General features: G+C 56.3%; 16 protein-coding genes. 9 read left to right on the top strand and 7 right to left on the bottom strand.

Translation table 11 applies throughout. The features are described from left to right. The coding region (locus HOL66_12735) for a hypothetical protein (GenBank protein MBT5245098.1) at positions 1-145 on the bottom strand (145 nt) is incomplete at its 3' end. 206 nt (positions 146-351) lie between these two features. On the opposite strand from HOL66_12735, the gene HOL66_12730 reads away from it, so the two are divergent. The 9 genes from HOL66_12730 (at position 352) to HOL66_12690 (ending at position 8,499) form a co-directional block, all read left to right on the top strand. Beyond that, complete coding sequence (locus tag HOL66_12730) at positions 352-855, top strand: DUF721 domain-containing protein (protein MBT5245097.1); 504 nt, start codon at positions 352-354, stop codon at positions 853-855. Between the two features lie 167 nt (positions 856-1,022). Continuing rightward, positions 1,023-1,595 carry a DsbA family protein gene (locus tag HOL66_12725; GenBank protein MBT5245096.1) on the top strand — a complete coding sequence of 191 codons (573 nt, stop codon included), beginning with the start codon at positions 1,023-1,025 and terminating at the stop codon, positions 1,593-1,595. Positions 1,596-1,634: 39 nt separating this feature from the next. Continuing rightward, a complete protein-coding gene (locus HOL66_12720; GenBank protein MBT5245095.1) occupies positions 1,635-5,099 on the top strand; it encodes an AAA family ATPase in 3,465 nt (1,154 codons plus the stop codon). A gap of 179 nt (positions 5,100-5,278) precedes the next feature. After that, positions 5,279-5,719 (top strand): DUF1127 domain-containing protein, encoded by a 441-nt coding sequence (locus HOL66_12715; protein ID MBT5245094.1) that lies wholly within the window; start codon positions 5,279-5,281, stop codon positions 5,717-5,719. Positions 5,720-5,932: 213 nt separating this feature from the next. After that, positions 5,933-6,337 carry an AtpZ/AtpI family protein gene (locus tag HOL66_12710; protein ID MBT5245093.1) on the top strand — a complete coding sequence of 135 codons (405 nt, stop codon included), beginning with the start codon at positions 5,933-5,935 and terminating at the stop codon, positions 6,335-6,337. Position 6,338: 1 nt separating this feature from the next. Further along, the gene (locus tag HOL66_12705) at positions 6,339-7,064 is read left to right on the top strand and encodes a F0F1 ATP synthase subunit A (protein MBT5245092.1); all 726 of its coding nucleotides are present in this window, start codon (positions 6,339-6,341) and stop codon (positions 7,062-7,064) included. 72 nt (positions 7,065-7,136) lie between these two features. Beyond that, on the top strand, positions 7,137-7,361 hold the full coding sequence (locus HOL66_12700) for a F0F1 ATP synthase subunit C (protein ID MBT5245091.1): 225 nt from the start codon (positions 7,137-7,139) through the stop codon (positions 7,359-7,361). A gap of 26 nt (positions 7,362-7,387) precedes the next feature. Then, entirely contained in the window at positions 7,388-7,966 is a 579-nt protein-coding gene (locus tag HOL66_12695; GenBank protein MBT5245090.1) for a F0F1 ATP synthase subunit B', read from the top strand. Beyond that, on the top strand, positions 7,963-8,499 hold the full coding sequence (locus HOL66_12690; GenBank protein ID MBT5245089.1) for a F0F1 ATP synthase subunit B: 537 nt from the start codon (positions 7,963-7,965) through the stop codon (positions 8,497-8,499). The genes HOL66_12695 and HOL66_12690 overlap by 4 nt, the downstream gene beginning before the upstream one ends. Here the strand turns inward: HOL66_12690 and ligA are convergent. The 6 genes from ligA to ftsA all read right to left on the bottom strand — a co-directional run bounded on the left by ligA (position 8,496) and on the right by ftsA (position 17,505). Further along, complete coding sequence (gene ligA / locus HOL66_12685; protein ID MBT5245088.1) at positions 8,496-10,550, bottom strand: NAD-dependent DNA ligase LigA; 2,055 nt, start codon at positions 10,548-10,550, stop codon at positions 8,496-8,498. The genes HOL66_12690 and ligA overlap by 4 nt on opposite strands. Before the next feature lie 26 nt (positions 10,551-10,576). After that, entirely contained in the window at positions 10,577-12,250 is a 1,674-nt protein-coding gene (gene recN, locus HOL66_12680) for a DNA repair protein RecN (protein MBT5245087.1), read from the bottom strand. 9 nt (positions 12,251-12,259) lie between these two features. Beyond that, positions 12,260-13,069 (bottom strand): outer membrane protein assembly factor BamD, encoded by an 810-nt coding sequence (locus tag HOL66_12675; protein MBT5245086.1) that lies wholly within the window; start codon positions 13,067-13,069, stop codon positions 12,260-12,262. A 146-nt stretch (positions 13,070-13,215) separates the two neighbouring features. After that, positions 13,216-14,157, bottom strand: a complete 942-nt coding sequence (locus HOL66_12670; protein MBT5245085.1) for a UDP-3-O-acyl-N-acetylglucosamine deacetylase — start codon at positions 14,155-14,157, stop codon at positions 13,216-13,218. 206 nt (positions 14,158-14,363) lie between these two features. Next, entirely contained in the window at positions 14,364-16,160 is a 1,797-nt protein-coding gene (gene ftsZ / locus HOL66_12665) for a cell division protein FtsZ (GenBank protein ID MBT5245084.1), read from the bottom strand. Between the two features lie 82 nt (positions 16,161-16,242). Next, on the bottom strand, positions 16,243-17,505 hold the full coding sequence (ftsA, locus tag HOL66_12660) for a cell division protein FtsA (GenBank protein ID MBT5245083.1): 1,263 nt from the start codon (positions 17,503-17,505) through the stop codon (positions 16,243-16,245). Position 17,506: the final 1 nt, after the last annotated feature.

Raw genomic sequence — 17,506 nt, 5'->3', positions numbered from 1 at the left:
CCTTGGACAGATTATGATTGTCGAGAAAATCCGGCAGCAATTCCGAAAGGGTCTCAGCCGAAGAACTGCCAACAGAAAGCACAACCGCAAAAGCAGCGGCCATGCCGACACAAACCCATCGCCGGTTCGAGTGGAGTATATCCATCAATAACCGCCCTCAAAAAAAAACGTTAACGCACTATATAGTGTGACGTGCCAAAATCCAACATTAAAAAATTCCAGATTATGTGTTAAGTTCATGGAGTCACAGGATTCTTTCGGCTCGTGTTAGAGATGATTCAGGCTCGATTCACAGGCCCGTCAGAAGACGCTGTTGTTCCCCTTCGATCATGGCGCTATCTTTGACAAACAATGGCTCAGAAAAATCGACAAAGAGGCGGCAGGGCCAAAACCCTGGCCGAACACGTTGGCAAGATCACCAAACCGATCTTCGGCGTACGCGGTTTCGCCGATGCTGCAATTATCAATGATTGGCCGGTGATTGCCGGTGAACATCTGGCTGACCATAGCGCGCCGGAAAAAATCCACTACTCCCCGGGCAACAAAGACAGGGGCGTCTTGCATCTGCGTATCAATAACGGCGGGCTGGCAACCTATGTGCAGCATCAGGGAGATGTCCTGATTGAAAAAATTAACAGCTATTTCGGTTATGCCGCCGTTGAGCGTATTCACATTAATCAAGGGCCCCTGCCAGAGCCTCCAGGGTCACCGCCGCCGCCGGTTCCGCCTTTGCCGGAAACCGAAGAACGCGGGTTGTTAAAGAATTTAAGCGATATTGAGGATGAGGATTTGCATCAGGCCCTGGAGGGTCTGGGACGGGCTGTTCTGGGCAAAACTCTCAAACAAAAGCCTTAATAACGCCCATATCGGCCTGACTTGGAAAAACTGTCCACAGGGCGTGCTGAAAAGGAGTCGACTCCGTGCTTGAGGCGATTCTATAGTCCGTTTAATATAGTCTACATGTTGTGTTATTGGAGGGTGTTTTGGCTCGTTACCTACTAGGGATAGCAGTATCCATTTTCATGTTTGCGGCCACTTCAGGCTTTGCCGAGAATGCACCGCTGGCTGAGGCCATGGCCGAAAAATCCATAGGCCGCGCCGATGCGCCGGTCACCATGATCGAATATTCCTCGCTGACCTGTCCCCACTGCGCGTCATTTCATAAAGACGCCCTGCCCAGCATAAAGCGGGATTTCGTCGACACCGGAAAGGTAAGGATTGTTTTTTGGGATTTCCCGCTTGGCAATCTGGCCATGGCGGCGGCGATGGTCGCCCGCTGTTCGGGTCAAAAAAACTACATTCCGATGATCGACGCCTTTTTCCAGTCGCAGGAAACATGGGCTCGTAGCAATACCCCCTTTGACGCCATCGCCGGAATCGCCCGCCTCAGCGGTATGGGCGTCGACGATCTTGAAAACTGTCTCGACAATCAAGACCTCCTCAACGCCTTGCAGGCAAAGGCACAGGAGGCCAGTCAGGTTCTTGGCGTTGAATCGACCCCGACGTTCTTCATTGAGGGCGTTAAAGTCCCGGGCAACCTTCCTTACGAAGATTTCAAGGATATTCTGAACAAAGCGCTGGCCAAAAAACAATAAAACAAACCGGCTTTTTTCTAAACTTCAGGAAACCAACCATTGCTCCGTTTTTCTAAACTCAGACTTGCAGGTTTTAAGTCATTCGTCGATCCGACTGAATTGCTTATTGAACCCGGCCTGACCGGCGTCGTCGGACCCAATGGCTGCGGCAAGTCCAATTTGGTTGAAGCCTTGCGCTGGGTGATGGGCGAGACATCGGCGAAACAAATGCGCGGCAGCGGCATGGAAGATGTCATCTTCGGCGGTACCGCAGAACGCCCGGCTCGCAACATCGCCGAAGTGGTGCTCAACCTGGGCAACGCCGAACGCACAGCACCGGCCCAGTTCAACGAATTTGACGAACTCGATATCAGTCGCCGCATCGAGCGCGAGAAAGGTTCTACCTACCGGGTTAACGGCAAGGAAACACGGGCCAAGGATGTGCAACTCCTGTTCGCCGACTCAGCCACCGGGGCCCGCTCCACGGCGATGGTCAGCCAGGGCCGCATCGGCGCCGTCATTGCCGCCAAGCCGGAACAACGCCGCTCGCTGCTGGAAGAAGCCGCCGGCATCACCGGCCTGCATTCCCGTCGTCATGAAGCAGAACTGCGCCTGCGCGGTGCGGAAACCAATCTGGAACGGCTGGAAGATATTCTGGGAACTCTTGAAGTCCAGATGCAGGGCTTGAAAAAACAGGCCCGACAAGCCAACCGTTACCGAAATCTGTCCGATCACATCCGCAAGTCCGAAGCGACCCTCTACCATCTGCGCTGGGTTCAGGCGAGCGGCGAACTGGATGCCCACCGCCAGGAACTCCTCGCCGCCTCGGGCATGGTCGAAGAGTTGACCCGTCTGGCTGCGACCAATTCGACGGCCCAGGCAGAAGCCGCAACCGATCTGCCCGACTTGCGCGCCAGGGAAGCCGAAACGGCGGCGGAATTGCACCGTCAGACAGTCGCCCGCGATGGCCTTGAGGCAGAAGAACAACGCATTGCCGAAGCCAGCGCCGAGGGTGCTCGAAGGCTTGAGCAAATTGCCGCCGACATCGAGCGGGAAAAAGCCCTTGCGGGGGACGCCACCCAGGCGATGAGCACCCTTGAGGCGGAACGCAAAACCATTGATTCGGCCCGTCAGGGTGAAGAAGAAGACGGCCAGCAGGCCCAGGAAAAACTGACCGAGGCCAATACCCGCGTTGACGAACTGGACGCCGTGCTAACCGCGTTGACCGATCAGTTGGCCGACAACGAAGCCAGACGCGCCAGCCTGCACCGGACCATGGATGACCTGACCCACCGCAGCGAACGTCTGAAAGCCCGCGCTGCCGATACTGAAGAACAACGCGCCCGTCTTGAGGCCAAAGCCATCGATGCCACCGTTCTTGCCGATGCTGAAGCAACCCTGGAAAATCATCAAACAGCTTTGCAAAATGCCAGAAATCGCACCGAAAATGCTGAACAGGCACGTAGCGAGGCGACCGAAAATATCTCGCGCTCTGTTTCCCATCAGCACACCACACAATCCACCCTGACCCGGCTTCTGGCCGAAGAGCAGGCCCTGGCAGACGTGCTGAAAGCCGGTGATTCAGGCGATTGGCCGGCAATGATCGATCAGGTTAGCGTCAATCCGGGTTTCGAGGCGGCTCTGGGCGCAGCCCTGGGCGAAGATCTTTCCGCATCCAGCGACGAACCGGCACCGGTTCGCTGGCGCACCCTGCTTCCCTTCAGCCAGCCGGTCAATCTGCCCGGTGGAGCCGAACCCTTAAGCCGTTTCGTTTCCGGCCCCCCGGCGTTGACCCGCTGCCTCAGCCAGATCGGCATCGTTGATGATGAAGAGTCGGGTAACCGTCTTGCCGACGGCCTCAAGCAGGGCCAGTCGCTGGTCAGTCGCGACGGTGCCATGTGGCGCTGGGATGGCTTTACCATGTCCGCCGGAGCCGAAACCGCCGCCGCCGCCCGCCTCCAGCAACGCAATCGCCTGAACACCATCCGCGACAGTCTTGATGACGCCCGCGCCGATGTTGCCGACGCCGATGCCACCGCCGGTAAAGCTCGCGAAATTGCCGAACAGACGCAAGCAGCGGAACGCGAAGCCCGCGCCGATGCCAACAGCGCCGACACAGCCTATGGTCAGGCCCGCGACGTTCTCACCGAGATCAAGGAAAAAGCGGCCCATCATTCTTCCAGACTTTCGACGATGATCGAGATGGCGACTTCCATAAAGACCGATCAGGAAGAAACCGACGCGCGCGCCCTTGAAACCCGCGAAGCGCTGGCGGCCCTGCCCAATGCCGAGGTTGCCCGCGACAAGATCACCGGCCATCGGGCCGATCTGGCCGAACGGCGAACCGTTCAGGTGGAATGCCAAAGCGCCTTCGATACGTTGGTTCGCGCCGCCGAAGAACGCCGCCGCCGCCTCGCCGATATTGAACGCGAACTGACGAACTGGCGGCAACGCATCGAAGGGGCCACACACCAGATCGATCAGTTGAGCGAACGCCAGCAGGCAGAGAGCGCGGAAATTGACCGGCTTTCCGCCCTGCCAAAGGAAATAGAAGCCAAACGCGCCGTCCTGATGGAAAGTATCGAGCAGTCCGAAGCCACCCGTAAACAGTCAGCCGACAAGCTGGCTGTTGCCGAAACCCGACTCACCGAGGCTGACAAAGCCCTGCGCAGCGCCGAAGCCGACCTGGCCCAGGCGCGCGAAAACCGGGTCCGCTATCAGGGTTTTGTCGATCAGGCCGAACAGGCCATCGAAGGCATCCTCGAACGGGTGCTGGACAAACTGGACGCCACACCTGACCAGTTGTTTGAAATTGCCGCCCTAAACGAAGACAAGGAACTGCCCGACATGGAGGCCAGCGAGCGCAAGGTGGAACGCCTGCTCCGCGAACGCGACACCATGGGCCCGGTCAACCTGCGCGCCGAACAGGAAATGCAGGAGTTGACCGAACAGGTCGAAACACTGCTTAGCGAACGTGATGACCTGACCGCAGCGATTGCGAAACTGCGCAAGGGCATCGCCGAGTTGAACAGGGAGGGAAGGCAGCGTCTTCTCGCTTCATTCCACGAGGTTGATAAACACTTCCAGGAACTGTTCGTGCGCCTGTTCGGTGGCGGCCGCGCCCATCTAACCTTGACCGACAGCGACGACCCGCTGGAAGCCGGATTGGAAATTATGGCCAGCCCGCCAGGCAAACGCCTGCAAGTGTTGTCTCTGCTGTCCGGTGGCGAGCAGGCGTTGACGGCGCTGGCCCTGCTGTTCGGGGTTTTCCTGACCAACCCGGCGCCGATCTGTGTGCTCGACGAAGTTGACGCACCGCTGGATGACGCCAACGTCGACAGGTTCTGCTCGATGCTAACCGAGATGTCCCATTCCGGACACACCCGCTTCCTGGTGATCACCCATCACCGCCTGACCATGGCCCGCATGGATCGCCTGTTCGGCGTCACCATGTCGGAACGCGGCGTCTCGCAACTGGTTTCCGTCGACCTGAAAATGGCCGATGAACTTAGAAAAACGGCATAAGAACTCCCCCACACCCCACAAAATTTTCCCGCCAAACAGGCTTTCTCCATGGTCATTCACGAGCTATGCGACAGGCGCAATGCTGCACTGCAACATTGCCGCTTAAGCTTTGATTACAAAGGGTTTATAATGCCTCCTATAATGTAGCTAACGATGCGGGTACGGAAAGGAGCCTGACCATGAACAACTTAGCAAATGACCTGCGCATTGAAGGCCGTATCGCTAACGATCTGCTCACGGAAAGTGATCAAATCATCAACCGCCATCCCGCCGCCATGATTGCCGCCGCCAGGAGCGAACAATCCCGGCTGATCGCGGACATGCTTTTGACCGCTGGCAGGGCCATCGTCAAATTCATCAAACGCATCCCGTGGACAACCAATATGGAAGCCCACCATTACAAAAAAGCAGTTGATGAACTGGAAGCCTTAAGTGATCGTATGCTGGCGGATATTGGCGTGGAACGCCGAATGATCCCTGAGGTTGTTCGCTCGTTAATGGCTGACGAAACACCGGAATCTGACGTTGTCTATACGGACAACCGGGTTAGCACCGGGCGCAAAACGACCCCTGTGGCGGCCAATTGTAACAAGATCGAAAAGCATCACCACGCCGCCTAGATTTACAGGCTCGCTGTTTAAAGCTCACCGGAAGTGTGCGTGAAACAGCCCGTGGCGGCTGCGCGCCCGATTCCTCCCCTGATTTTGCTAATATTATCAAACGTTTATGTAGGCCCTATTGGTCCTTGACAGGGTCCGTGCCGGGCTTTAATTTTCGCTTCGTTTCGAGGCACTGTTCCAACCCTGCCGTAGACTCCTAAAGGCGCTGATCCTATGAGCGACAAGAAGTCCGCGGAAGAACTGGAAGACCTTGACAAGCGCCTGCATCAGGCACGCGAAAAGAGCCATACGGGCAAGACTTCCGGCAATCAGGATATGTCCGGTTACAGTATGGCCATTCGTATCGGCACCGAATTGGTGGCGGCCTTGATCGTTGGTGTGGGAATCGGGTACTTTCTGGATAACTGGCTGGATACGAAGCCTTGGTTCTTGGTAGTATTCTTTTTCCTCGGCGCGGCTGCCGGGGTTTTGAATGTTTACAGGGCGGCGAGCGGGCTCGGCATGGCCGTTGGATATGCAGAAGACAAAGAGCCTACCGGGGGTGTACCCTCGCAGATGAAAAATAATAATGCGCCATATGGCGCGGATGAAAACAACAAGGAAACGGGCGGCAAATAACGTGGCGAACCCCCTAGAGCAGTTTCAGATCAAAACCCTGGTCCCCATTCAACTGGGAAGCGTCGATGCGTCACTGACCAATGCCGGCCTGTTCATGGTCATCACGGTCGCCGCCATTTCGCTTTTCCTGAGCCTTGGCATGCGCCAGCGCTCGCTGATACCCGGCCGCTGGCAATCAATGGCCGAGATCAGTTATGAATTCATCGCCGGGATGATACGCGATAATGTTGGCAATGAAGGCCGCAAGTATTTTCCGTTCATCTTTTCGTTATTCATGTTCATCCTGTTTGCCAATCTGATCGGCCTGATCCCCTATGCCTTTACCTTCACCAGTCATATTGCCGTGACCTTTACCATGGCCATGGTGGTGTTTTTGGGCGTCACGGTGATCGCCATCGTTCGCCACGGACTACATTTTTTCACGCTTTTCCTGCCCTCGGGCGTTCCCATGGTGATGGCCCCGGTGCTGATCCCCATTGAGGTCTTGTCGTATCTGTCGCGCCCGATCAGCCTTTCCATCCGCTTGTTCGCCAACATGATGGCCGGACACACGATGATGAAGGTGTTCGCGGGCTTTATTATTCCCCTGGGGTTTTTCGGCGGATGGGCGCCCCTTGGCGTTGACGTTGCCCTGACCGCTTTTGAATTTCTGGTAGCGTTCCTGCAAGCATATGTGTTCACCGTGTTGACGTGCCTGTATTTGAACGATGCCATTCACCTGCATTAGGCGCTAATTAAACTTACGCTTATCGCTTAACAACAACTTTGATTAATTTTAGCAACTTAAGGAATTTGGACTATGGAACTTGATGCCGCAAAAATGATTGGCGCTGGTCTTGCCGTTATCGGACTGGGTGGTGTTGGCGCCGGTATCGGTAACATCTTTTCATCGCTGATCAGCTCCATCGCACGTAACCCGGCTTCTCGTGGTCAGGTTTTTGGCCTGGCCATGCTTGGCTTCGCCCTGGTTGAGGCCGTTGCGCTGTACGCGCTGCTGATCTCGTTCCTGATCCTGTTCACCTAAGAACAGAGTTTGATCAGGAGCATTTCATGCGGATCTTGAAAACTGCGGTAACGTCGATTACCGGCTTGGCAGTCCTTCTCGCCTTGGGCAGTACACCTGCCCTGGCCGCAGGTCTGCCGCAGCTTGATATTTCGACCTTTCCACCGCAGCTGATCTGGCTGGGCCTTACCTTTATCGTGCTCTATTTCACGATGTCGCGTGTCGCCCTGCCCAGAATCTCGCAGGTTCTTGAAGAACGTCAGCACAAGATCGATGATAACCTGAAAAAAGCCGAAACCCTGAAGGAAGAGGCCGAAGCAGCCGCCCAGGCTTACGAAGCGGCCCTCGCCGAAGCCCGCAGCAAGGCCCATGAGATCATGCTTGAAACTCACAACGCCATTGCCGAAAAAGCCGCCAAGACCCAAGCCGAGGTTAGCGCCAAGCTGGAAGGCCAGATCCAGGACGCCGAAACCCGCATCCTTGAAGCCAAGGAGACGGCCATGGCGGGTTTAAGTGTGGTCGCCGCCGAAGTCGCCCTCAGCGCCTGCCAAAAGGTTTCCGGGGAAGATTTAAGCGAAGCCGATGTGGCCAAGATTGTTAGCGTCGTTATGGAGGAACGCCAATGATCAGCATCGCCTATGCAGCCGAAGCCGGTGCTGCAGCCGCCCACGGGGCCTGGTATGAAGACACCCATTTTTTGGTGATGGTCGCCTTCATCATCACCATCGCGCTTGTTGGTAAAACCGTTTATCAGAAAATTTCCGCAGCCCTTGATGTGCGATCCGAGGCGATCCGCACTGAAATTGAAGAGGCCACCCGTCTTCGCGAAGAAGCACAGGAACTGTTGGCATCCTACGAGCGCAAGCAACGCGATGCCGCCGGTGAGGCCACGGAAATTGCCGAACGGGCCAGAAAAGAATCTGAGTACCTTGTCGATAAGGCCGCCAAAGACCTGGAAGAACTGGTCGCCCGCCGCCAGCGACAGGCCACGGACCGGATCGCCCAGGCAGAGGTTTCAGCCCATGACGAAATTCGCGCCGCCGCCATCGACGTCGCTCTGGAAGCCAGCCGCCGTATCCTTAGCGATAAAGTTTCCGGCAAAAAAGGCAACGCCCTGATAGACGCCGCCATCGACGAGCTTCCGTCGAAGCTGCATTAAGCCCCCACCAGATCCAGCCATTCCTGCTCGCTTAAGCAGGTGACGCCCAGTTCCTGGGCCCGGCGCGCCTTTGACCCCGCGTCTGCGCCAACGACCACGTAGTCGGTCTTTTTCGATACGGACCCGGCAACCTTGGCCCCCAGGCTTTCCGCCTTCGCCTTGGCCTCACCGCGACTCATTGTTTCGAGAGAACCGGTGAAGACCATGGTCTTTCCGGCGATGGCCGAGGAGTCGATGTCGGGGGCGATGAAATCTTCAATGGTCAGCTCAGCTTCAAGATCGGCGACCACATGCCGGTTGTGTTCTTCATCGAAGAATTCTATCAGGTCTTCGGCTACCGATGGGCCGATACCGTCAATGTTGGTTAAATCCCCGAAGGCTTCCGAGCCGTGGATTTTGGCATCCCTCATGGCGCTTCGCCAGGAATCCAGCGAGCCGTATTGCTTGGCCAGCAGTCTGGCCGTCGCCTGCCCGACCTGGGGAATCCCCAGGGCGTAAATAAACCGGTCCAACGTGATGGAGCGCCGCTCCTCAATAGAGGCGATCAGGTTTTCCACTGATTTGCCGCCCCATCCTTCCTTTTTTGATAGCATGTCCGCTTGGGCAGCGAGACGGAAGATATCCGCCGGTGAGGTGATCAGGCCACCCGCGATAAAAGCCTCCACATGTTTGCCGCCCATGCCTTCGATATCGAAGGCATTGCGCGAGACGAAATGCTTCAGGCGTTCGACTGCCTGGGCCGGGCAGACCAGCCCGCCGGTACAGCGCCGGGCAACTTCGCCCTCCTCGCGGATCGCGTGACTGCCGCATTCCGGGCAGGTATCGGGGAAAACGTAGGGCTCACTCGTCGCTGGACGTTTTTCAGCCACCACTTCAACGACTTGCGGTATGACATCCCCAGCACGCTGGATGACGACGGTATCGCCAATGCGGACGTCCTTACGGATGATCTCGTCCTCGTTATGAAGGGTAGCATTGGAAACAACCACACCACCGACAGTAACCGGGGCCAACCGCGCAACAGGCGTTAAGGCGCCGGTACGGCCAACCTGAATATCGATAGCATTAATGACCGTCGTCGCCTTTTCCGCCGGAAACTTGTGGGCGATAGCCCAGCGCGGGGCACGGGAGACGAAGCCGAGGCGTTCCTGATAATCAAGGCGGTTGACCTTGTAGACGATGCCGTCGATGTCATAACCCAAAGCCGCGCGCTCGCCGTTCAGGCGATTATAGAAAGCCAGCACGTCCGAAATATCGGCGCAAAGGGTTGTCTGACTGTTTGTCGGAAAGCTCCAACTTTTGAGTTTTTCAAGAATGCCCCAGTGTGTGTCGGCAATGGGGGCGGAAACCTCACCCAACGCGTAGGCGAAAAACGACAAGGGCCGCCTGGCGGTAATTGAACTATCAAGTTGGCGCAGGCTACCGGCGGCGGCGTTGCGCGGATTGGCGAAGACCTTCTCCCCGACCTTTTCCTGTGCCGCGTTAAGGGCCAGGAAGTCGCTGCCAGACATATAGACCTCGCCGCGCACTTCCAGCACGCCCGGCACATCGCCAGGTAATGTTTCAGGAAAATCTTTCATGGTGCGGACATTGGTGGTGACATCCTCACCCGTTGCCCCGTCGCCGCGAGTCGCGCCCTGAACGAAAATCCCGTTCTCGTAACGCAGCGAGATGGACAGGCCATCAATTTTCGGTTCGGCGACCATTTCCAGGGGGGCATCCGGATCATCATGTAGCTCTTTGAGGAAACGCCGTATCCCGTCGATGAATTCCCGGTAATCGTCTTCGCTAAAGACATTGCCTAGCGACAACATGGGCAGGGCATGGGTGACTTTTGAAAAACCTGTGGCAACGGCAGCACCAACCCGCTTTGAGGGACTGTCATCGCGGATATGATCCGGGAACAACACCTCAATATCGCTGTTGCGCTTCTTTAAGGCGTCGTAGTCGGCGTCAGAAATTTCCGGGGCGTCTTTTTGATGGTAAGCGAGATCATGGCGGGCGATTTCCCTGGCCAGGGCCTCCAGTTCGGTGATGACCTCAAGCGGCATCAGGTCTTCGGGCGCTCGCCCCCTGCTCACCGGCCAACACCTTGAAGCAAGCTGTCAGCGGCGGCGCGGGCTTCCTCTGTAACCTCGGCGCCGGCCAACATGCGGGCCAGTTCTTCTTTTCGGGCATCGCTTTCCAGGGGTTCAATGGCGGTGCGCACCTGGCCTTCGTCACCGGACTTTGAAACCCGCCAGTGATAGGCCCCGCGCGAGGCGACTTGCGGGGAATGAGTAACGACCAGAACCTGGGCCCCTTCGGACAATGTGGCCAGGCGCGCGCCAACGGCGGCGGCGACCGCCCCGCCAATACCGGCGTCGACTTCGTCGAAGATGATTGTCGGAATTTTATCAGAAGACGCCAGCACCGCCTTAAGCGCCAGCATAAAGCGCGATAACTCCCCGCCCGAAGCAATACGGTTCAAGGGCCCTGCCGGGGCGCCGGGATTGGTCGACACCTCGAAGGTGACCTTGTCCCAACCATGCTCACCCCATGCGGCCTCTTCCTGATGTTCGATGCCAGTCACGAAGGTGGCTTTTTCCATTTTCAGGGGGGCCAGTTCATGACCGACCGCCTTGTCCATTGCGAGCGCCGCCTTAGCCCGCGACTGTGACAAGGACCGGGCGGACGTCTCAAAGGCGGCGCGGGCTTCCTGTTCGGCTTTCTGTAACTGAACCAAACGCGCCCCGCCGTCTTCCACATCGGCAAGTTGACCCCGCATACGGGCCAGCAAATCCGCCAGATCATCAACATCGACATTGTGTTTGCGGGCCTGGGCGCGCAGGGCGAACAGGCGCTCTTCGACAGCCTCGAGCTTTTGCGGATCGAGATCGATTTCGCCACTGGCTTTTTCCAGAAGCGCCTGACCTTCCGCGGCCTCGATAGCGGCCCGGTCCAGTGCGGCAATGGCTTCATCCAGGCGTCCATCGGCTTTATCGGCGACCTGCTCCAGTTTGTGAGCCGCCGTACGTAAAATTTCTTCCGGCCCGTCAGAACGGCCCAAGTCACCCAAAGCCTTGTTCATAGCGTCGATCAAATGTTCGCCGTGCATCATCATGGTGCGTTTTGCGGCCAACGCCTGATCTTCCCCTGCCTTGGGGTCCAAATCGCCCAATTCCTGGGTGGCATGAACAAGAAAGTCCTGGTCACGGCGGGCCGCCGCCATTTCATTTTCCGCTTCTGCGTAGGCCTTTATCGAAACGCGCCACTGTTGCCACAGGTTGGCAACATCGCCAATTGCCCCTTTCAGACCACCATATGAATCAAGCAAGCCACGATGGTTGGCGGGACTGAGCAGGCGCTGGCTTTCAAATTGTCCATGAACTTCAACCAGCGTCTCCCCCAGCAGTTTAAGAAGGCCAACGCTGACCGGCTGATCATTGACGAAGGCCCGGGAGCGACCATCCGCGCCCAATACCCGGCGCAGGATCAGCAAGTCCTCATCCGCCGCCAGACCGTGTTCGTCGAGCAGGGCGTCAAGGTTATTGTCACCGCTTAAATCGAAGGTGGCGCTGACCGCTGCCTGCTTTGCCCCGTGGCGAACCAGCCGGGTTTCAGCGCGCATACCCAGGGCCAGCCCCAGGGCATCAAGAAGAATCGATTTACCCGCGCCGGTCTCGCCGGTTAAAACGCCAAGCCCCGCCTCGAAAGACAATTCTAGACGTTCAATCAGGACAACATCGGCGATGGAAAGGGATTGCAGCATTGATCTGAATTACCACAGCCTGTACCAGGGATCGTCTTCCTTAGGTTTGACGATCTTGCCTTCGACCAAACCGTAGGCGTCCGCATACCACTCGCTGCCCGGAAAATTATGACCCAGCACGGCGGCGACCTTTTGCGCCTCCAGCGTGACGCCGAGGGCCACATAAGATTCGGCCAACCGGTGCAGGGCTTCCGGCACATGGGTGGTGCTTTGATAATTGTCGATGACGATTTTAAAACGATTTAATGAAGCCAGGTATTGTCCTTGTTTCAGATAATAGCGGCCGATTTCCATCTCTTTCCCGGCCAGGTGATCGCGGGTCAGATCAAGCTTCAGCTTGGCATCCTTGGCGTATTTCGATGACGGGAAACGTTTGACCAGCTCATCAAGAGTCAACATCGCCAGTTCGGTCATTTTCTGATCGCGGGTAATGTCGGAAATCTGCTCGTAATAACAAAGCGCCTTTAGATAATAGGCGTAAGGCACATCGGGGCTTGAAGGATGCAACTGGATGAAGCGGTCAAGTGCGACAACGGCGCTATCGTAAGAATCATCCTGATAGTAACTGTAGGCAGACATAAGCTGCGCCTTGGTCGCCCAGGTTGAATAGGGATGCTGGCGTTCGACCTCGTCGAACATAATGGCGGCATCCTTGTAGTCACCTTCCTGAAGGACACTCAGGGCGTCGTTGTAAATTTCATCGACCGGGCGTTCAACATATTCCGGCAGCCCTTCATCGGCGGTACAGGCGGCAACAAGGAACAGCCCTGCAAAGACAAACAGGAGGCCAAAGTGGCGTGTTTTGACATGACGGTTCATTGTTATCCTTACCCTTAAACTGGTGACCGGCGAACTATATCACGGCAGGCCCAAGTCGCATGGGAAAAGGATAAAAATCGGACATAAAAAAAGACGGGGAATTCCCGCCCTTTTCCCGTTATCAGTCGGGGATTAAATAATCAGGCTCAGGCCGTCGCCGCAATTGCCGGTGCTGAAACATCGCCGGACCAAACACGGCGCGATTTTTTGGCAGTACGGCTGGCTGCGGGCATGTTTTCGTAGCACCAGGCTTCATCATCGGCAAACAGCGCCTGAAGCAGTTTGTTATTGGAAGCGTGACCTGTGCACACACCATGAAAATGGCCCAGCAGTCCACCACCGGCAAGATAAAGGTCGCCAACGGCATCAAGAACCTTGTGACGGACGAATTCATCCGTGTAACGCAGGCCGTCTTCGTTAATGACCTTGTCACCACTGACGACAACGGCGTTATCAAGCGAACCACCCTTGGCCAGTCCTGCGGCGCGCAGGGCTTCAACTTCGTGCAGGAAGCCGAAAGTACGGGCACGTGAGACTTCATTTTTAAAGGCTTCACCAGCCATGCCGATTGAAATCGACTGGCGGGAAATGGCGGCGCTTTCAAAATCAATATCGAAATCGATGCTGAAGCTCTCTGCCGGGACAAGACTGGCGACCGATGAGCCGTCTTCGACTGTTATGGCCTTGAGAACACGGATAAAGCGACGCGGTGCGTCCTGCTCAACGGTACCGGCACATTCAACAAGAAAAACAAACGGAGCGGCGCTGCCATCCATGACCGGAACTTCCGGGCCATTAACCTCGATCACCGCATTATCGATACCCGATCCGCCTAATGCCGCCATCAGGTGTTCAACAGTGGCAATGGTGACGCCGTCTTTGTTACCCAGGGTCGTACACATGGTCGTCTCAACAACATTGTCCCAGGTCGCCGGAATGCTGGCGCCAGCACCGGGAATATCCGTGCGTTTGAAAACGATGCCGCTACCCGGCTCGCCTGGCATAAGGGTCATGGAAACCTTGTCGCCAGAATGAAGGGCGACGCCGGTGCAACTGATGGAACTCTTGAAGGTCTTCTGCTTAATCATACTCGGTTCTTCGTTTTGTACACCCGAATCTGCTTTAAGAAACTTTGCCCGAAACCGGTTAATATTCAGTCAAGGAGCATTTGGTGTTTGATTGATGTTCTCAGCCAATAAAAAGAATGCTTCAAGGGTGTTTTTAACAACCTCCCTTGAAGCATTCAAATCACTCTTTGTTACCAAATGTTACGTTAGTTTCAGTAACATAACCATCAGTTAGCCTGACGACGCAGGAATGCCGGAATATCAAGCAAATCCTCCTCGGGCTGAGAAGATTCCAGGCGGTCGGACTGATCGAGACCACCCAGACTTACCTGCTCTTCAGCTGGCTCCGGGGCGGGCTCAGGAACCGGTTCCGGGCTCGCGGCCAGTACCGGCGCCGGGGTCGGCATCGGTGCTTTTGGCTTGAACATCACAGGTTCCACCGTCTCACTGGTCTCGGCTTTTCCGCCAGCCAGCCCGGTAACCCGTGCGAACAGGCCCATGCCTTTCGCTTTTGCGGCGCTGGCAGCCGGTTTTTCTTCCTGGCTTTGGGCGCCGTTTGCCATGGCCGCAGCGGCGAAGGGATCGGCTGGTGTAACAGCTTCCTCACCGGTTGCGCTCATGGGTGAATCGGGAATGAAGACGTCTTCTTCATTTTGTCCCGGGGTTGCAGGGGCTGGTTCACCTTGATCAATCACCTGTTCCTCGGCAACTTCTGCTTCGGGTTCAGCAACCGGCTCCTCGACGCTCTCACTGATCTCTTCTTCCTCACTGATCTCTTCTTCGGCTTCGGCAATATCGAGGGCCGCCCGTGTCGATTCAGCGGTGGGAATATCAAGATCGATGAATTCCTCCAGGGCCGCGTTTTGCGTTGATGCGGTAGCCATGCCTGCAAGGTCGACAATTGACTGATCTTCCACCGTTTCCGTGGTCGCGACTTCAGCCACCGCCGGTGTCGCCGGTGTCTCTTCAGCGACCGGGGCGCTTTCTTCGACGCTTGGACGGGCGACGGGTGAAGAAACTGACAGGAAGGTTTGGGCCGGCGCCGCCATGGCTTCGCGATCCATGCCGGTGGCGACAACAGAAACCCTGATATAACCTTCAAGGCTGTCATCGAAGGTCGAACCAAAGATGATGTAGGCATCGGTGTCGACTTCCGATCTGATCCGGTTTGCCGCCTCATCGGCTTCAAACAGGGTCATATCCTGGCCACCGGTGATGTTGATCAAAACACCCTTGGCGCCAGCCATTGAGCAATCATCAAGCAACGGATTAGCAATCGCCGCTTCCGCAGCGTCGAGAGCCCGGCGTTCGCCTTCGGCCTCGCCTGTTCCCATCATCGCCTTGCCCATTTCGCTCATTACTGACCGAATATCGGCAAAATCGAGATTGATCAGGCCCGGCATGACCATCAGGTCGGTGACCCCGCGGACACCCGAATACAGAACTTCGTCGGCCATATTGAAAGCGTCGGCGAAGGTGGTTTGCTCGTTTGCGACCCTGAACAGGTTCTGGTTGGGAATAACGATCAGGGTATCAACGAACTGCTCAAGGTCCTCAATACCGGCTTCAGCCAGTTTATAGCGGTGCATACCCTCGAACTGGAAGGGTTTGGTAACGACACCAACGGTCAGAATGCCACGTTCCTTGGCGGCCCTGGCAACAACCGGGGCGGCACCGGTTCCGGTTCCCCCGCCCATGCCAGCGGCGATGAACACCATATGGGAATCCTTGATTTGCTCTTCGAGCTCGGCAAGGGATTCTTCAGCTGCTGCACGCCCGACTTCCGGTTTGGAACCTGCACCCAGTCCTTGGGTGATGGTTGCCCCCAGTTGGATGCAACCATCGGCCTTTGACTGCGACAAGGCCTGGGCATCGGTGTTGGCGACGACAAAATCGACACCTTCGAGTTGTTTTTCGATCATGTTGTTGACCGCATTTCCGCCTGCGCCGCCAACGCCAAAGACGGTAATGCGTGGTTTTAGTTGCGGTGTATCACTGTTCGGTATTGTCAGATTGATGCTCATGTCATCCTCCGATTTTGGTTAAAAGCAAATGAGTGATTTATGAAAGTCCTGTAATTGGCCGTTTTTTGATTTTTTAAAGTCATTAAAAATTCTCCCTTAACCATTGGCCGAGACGAGCAAATCGGCCGCTCGGCTCATTGACTGGCCGATAAGCGCTTTTTGCTTCTTCGGCCGGGTTGTTAAATGCGAAGTGCAACAGCCCCGCAGATGTTGCGAACGCTGGCCCGGAAACGGATTCAGCGAGTCCCTGAATGGGCCTTGGTCTGCCATGACGAACCTGTTTATCGAGAATCGATGCGGCCATCTCGCGAACACCGGGAAGTTGCGATGCGCCGCCGGTAAGGACGATGCGGCGTCCTGCGACCTTGTCAAAACCGGCATCAACCAGGCGACCACGGATCATCTCAAAGGTTTCTTCAATACGCGGGCGAATGATGCCGATCAGGACCGAACGCGGAACCTGATTGGTCTCACCACTTTCCTCTTCACCGATCAGCGGAACCTTGATGATTTCATGATCGTCCGAAGGTGTTGGAATAGCGCTGCCGTAAAGGGTTTTCATGCGTTCGGCGTGGACCAGAGGTGTCGAAAGCCCGCGCGCGATATCGTTGGTGACATGAAGTCCGCCAACGGGAATGGAGTCGATGTGAACCAGTTCGCCGTCGAAGAACACCGATATCGAGGTTGATCCACCGCCCATGTCAATACAGGTAACGCCCAGATTGGTTTCATCTTCGGCAATGCAGGAAAGCGCCGATGCATAAGGCGTTACCACCTTGCCGCAGATGTCCAGATGACAACGTGCAACGGCTTGCTCAAGATTGCGAAGCGGCCCGGTTGCGGCGCTAATAATGTGCATATTGACACCAAGACGCTCACCGTGAAGACCGCGCGGGTCACGCACACCTTTGTTGCCATCGACGCTGTATCCAACCGGAATTAAGTGGATCAGTTCACGCTCATTCTTCTCTGCTTCTGGTAAGCCTGCGGGATCCAACAGACGCCTGAGGTCGTTATCGCCGATTTCATGGCCGGCAATGGAAACTTCGTACGCGATCAGCCTGGACTGGGGAGCGCCACACGAAACATTGACGATGACATGGCGAATGTTCTCGCCCGTCATTTGTTCAGCTGCCTCGACAGTTGAGCGGATCGTCGCTTCGGTACGTTCCATGTCGATAATGGCCCCCGAACGCAAACCGTGGGAAACCTGATGGCCAATACCGACGACTTCAAACCCACCTTCACCGGCTGGTTTGGCGATAAGGCAACAGGCTTTTGTCGTTCCCAGATCAAGGGCAGCGACAAGGCCCGAACGAACCTTGTTCTGGTCAACACCACCCATA

The sequence above is a fragment of the Rhodospirillaceae bacterium genome, assembly GCA_018662005.1.
In the GTDB taxonomy this organism is placed as follows: Bacteria; Pseudomonadota; Alphaproteobacteria; order Rhodospirillales; family JABHCV01; genus JACNJU01.
This window is presented reverse-complemented; position numbering and strand designations above follow the sequence as displayed.

Bases quoted from the DNA above. Each gene is read 5' to 3' on its own strand.
- ligA (MBT5245088.1), bottom strand. From the start codon at position 10,550: ATGCCGCTTGAGGTCATCACCGAACTGGAGGCCCTGGCCAGGGAAATC.
- HOL66_12695 (MBT5245090.1), top strand. From the start codon at position 7,388: ATGCGGATCTTGAAAACTGCGGTAACGTCGATTACCGGCTTGGCAGTC.
- HOL66_12725 (MBT5245096.1), top strand. From the start codon at position 1,023: ATGTTTGCGGCCACTTCAGGCTTTGCCGAGAATGCACCGCTGGCTGAG.
- ftsZ (MBT5245084.1), bottom strand. From the start codon at position 16,160: ATGAGCATCAATCTGACAATACCGAACAGTGATACACCGCAACTAAAA.
- HOL66_12710 (MBT5245093.1), top strand. From the start codon at position 5,933: ATGAGCGACAAGAAGTCCGCGGAAGAACTGGAAGACCTTGACAAGCGC.
- ftsA (MBT5245083.1), bottom strand. From the start codon at position 17,505: ATGGGTGGTGTTGACCAGAACAAGGTTCGTTCGGGCCTTGTCGCTGCC.
- HOL66_12715 (MBT5245094.1), top strand. From the start codon at position 5,279: ATGAACAACTTAGCAAATGACCTGCGCATTGAAGGCCGTATCGCTAAC.
- HOL66_12690 (MBT5245089.1), top strand. From the start codon at position 7,963: ATGATCAGCATCGCCTATGCAGCCGAAGCCGGTGCTGCAGCCGCCCAC.
- recN (MBT5245087.1), bottom strand. From the start codon at position 12,250: ATGCTGCAATCCCTTTCCATCGCCGATGTTGTCCTGATTGAACGTCTA.
- HOL66_12670 (MBT5245085.1), bottom strand. From the start codon at position 14,157: ATGATTAAGCAGAAGACCTTCAAGAGTTCCATCAGTTGCACCGGCGTC.
- HOL66_12675 (MBT5245086.1), bottom strand. From the start codon at position 13,069: ATGAACCGTCATGTCAAAACACGCCACTTTGGCCTCCTGTTTGTCTTT.
- HOL66_12730 (MBT5245097.1), top strand. From the start codon at position 352: ATGGCTCAGAAAAATCGACAAAGAGGCGGCAGGGCCAAAACCCTGGCC.
- HOL66_12700 (MBT5245091.1), top strand. From the start codon at position 7,137: ATGGAACTTGATGCCGCAAAAATGATTGGCGCTGGTCTTGCCGTTATC.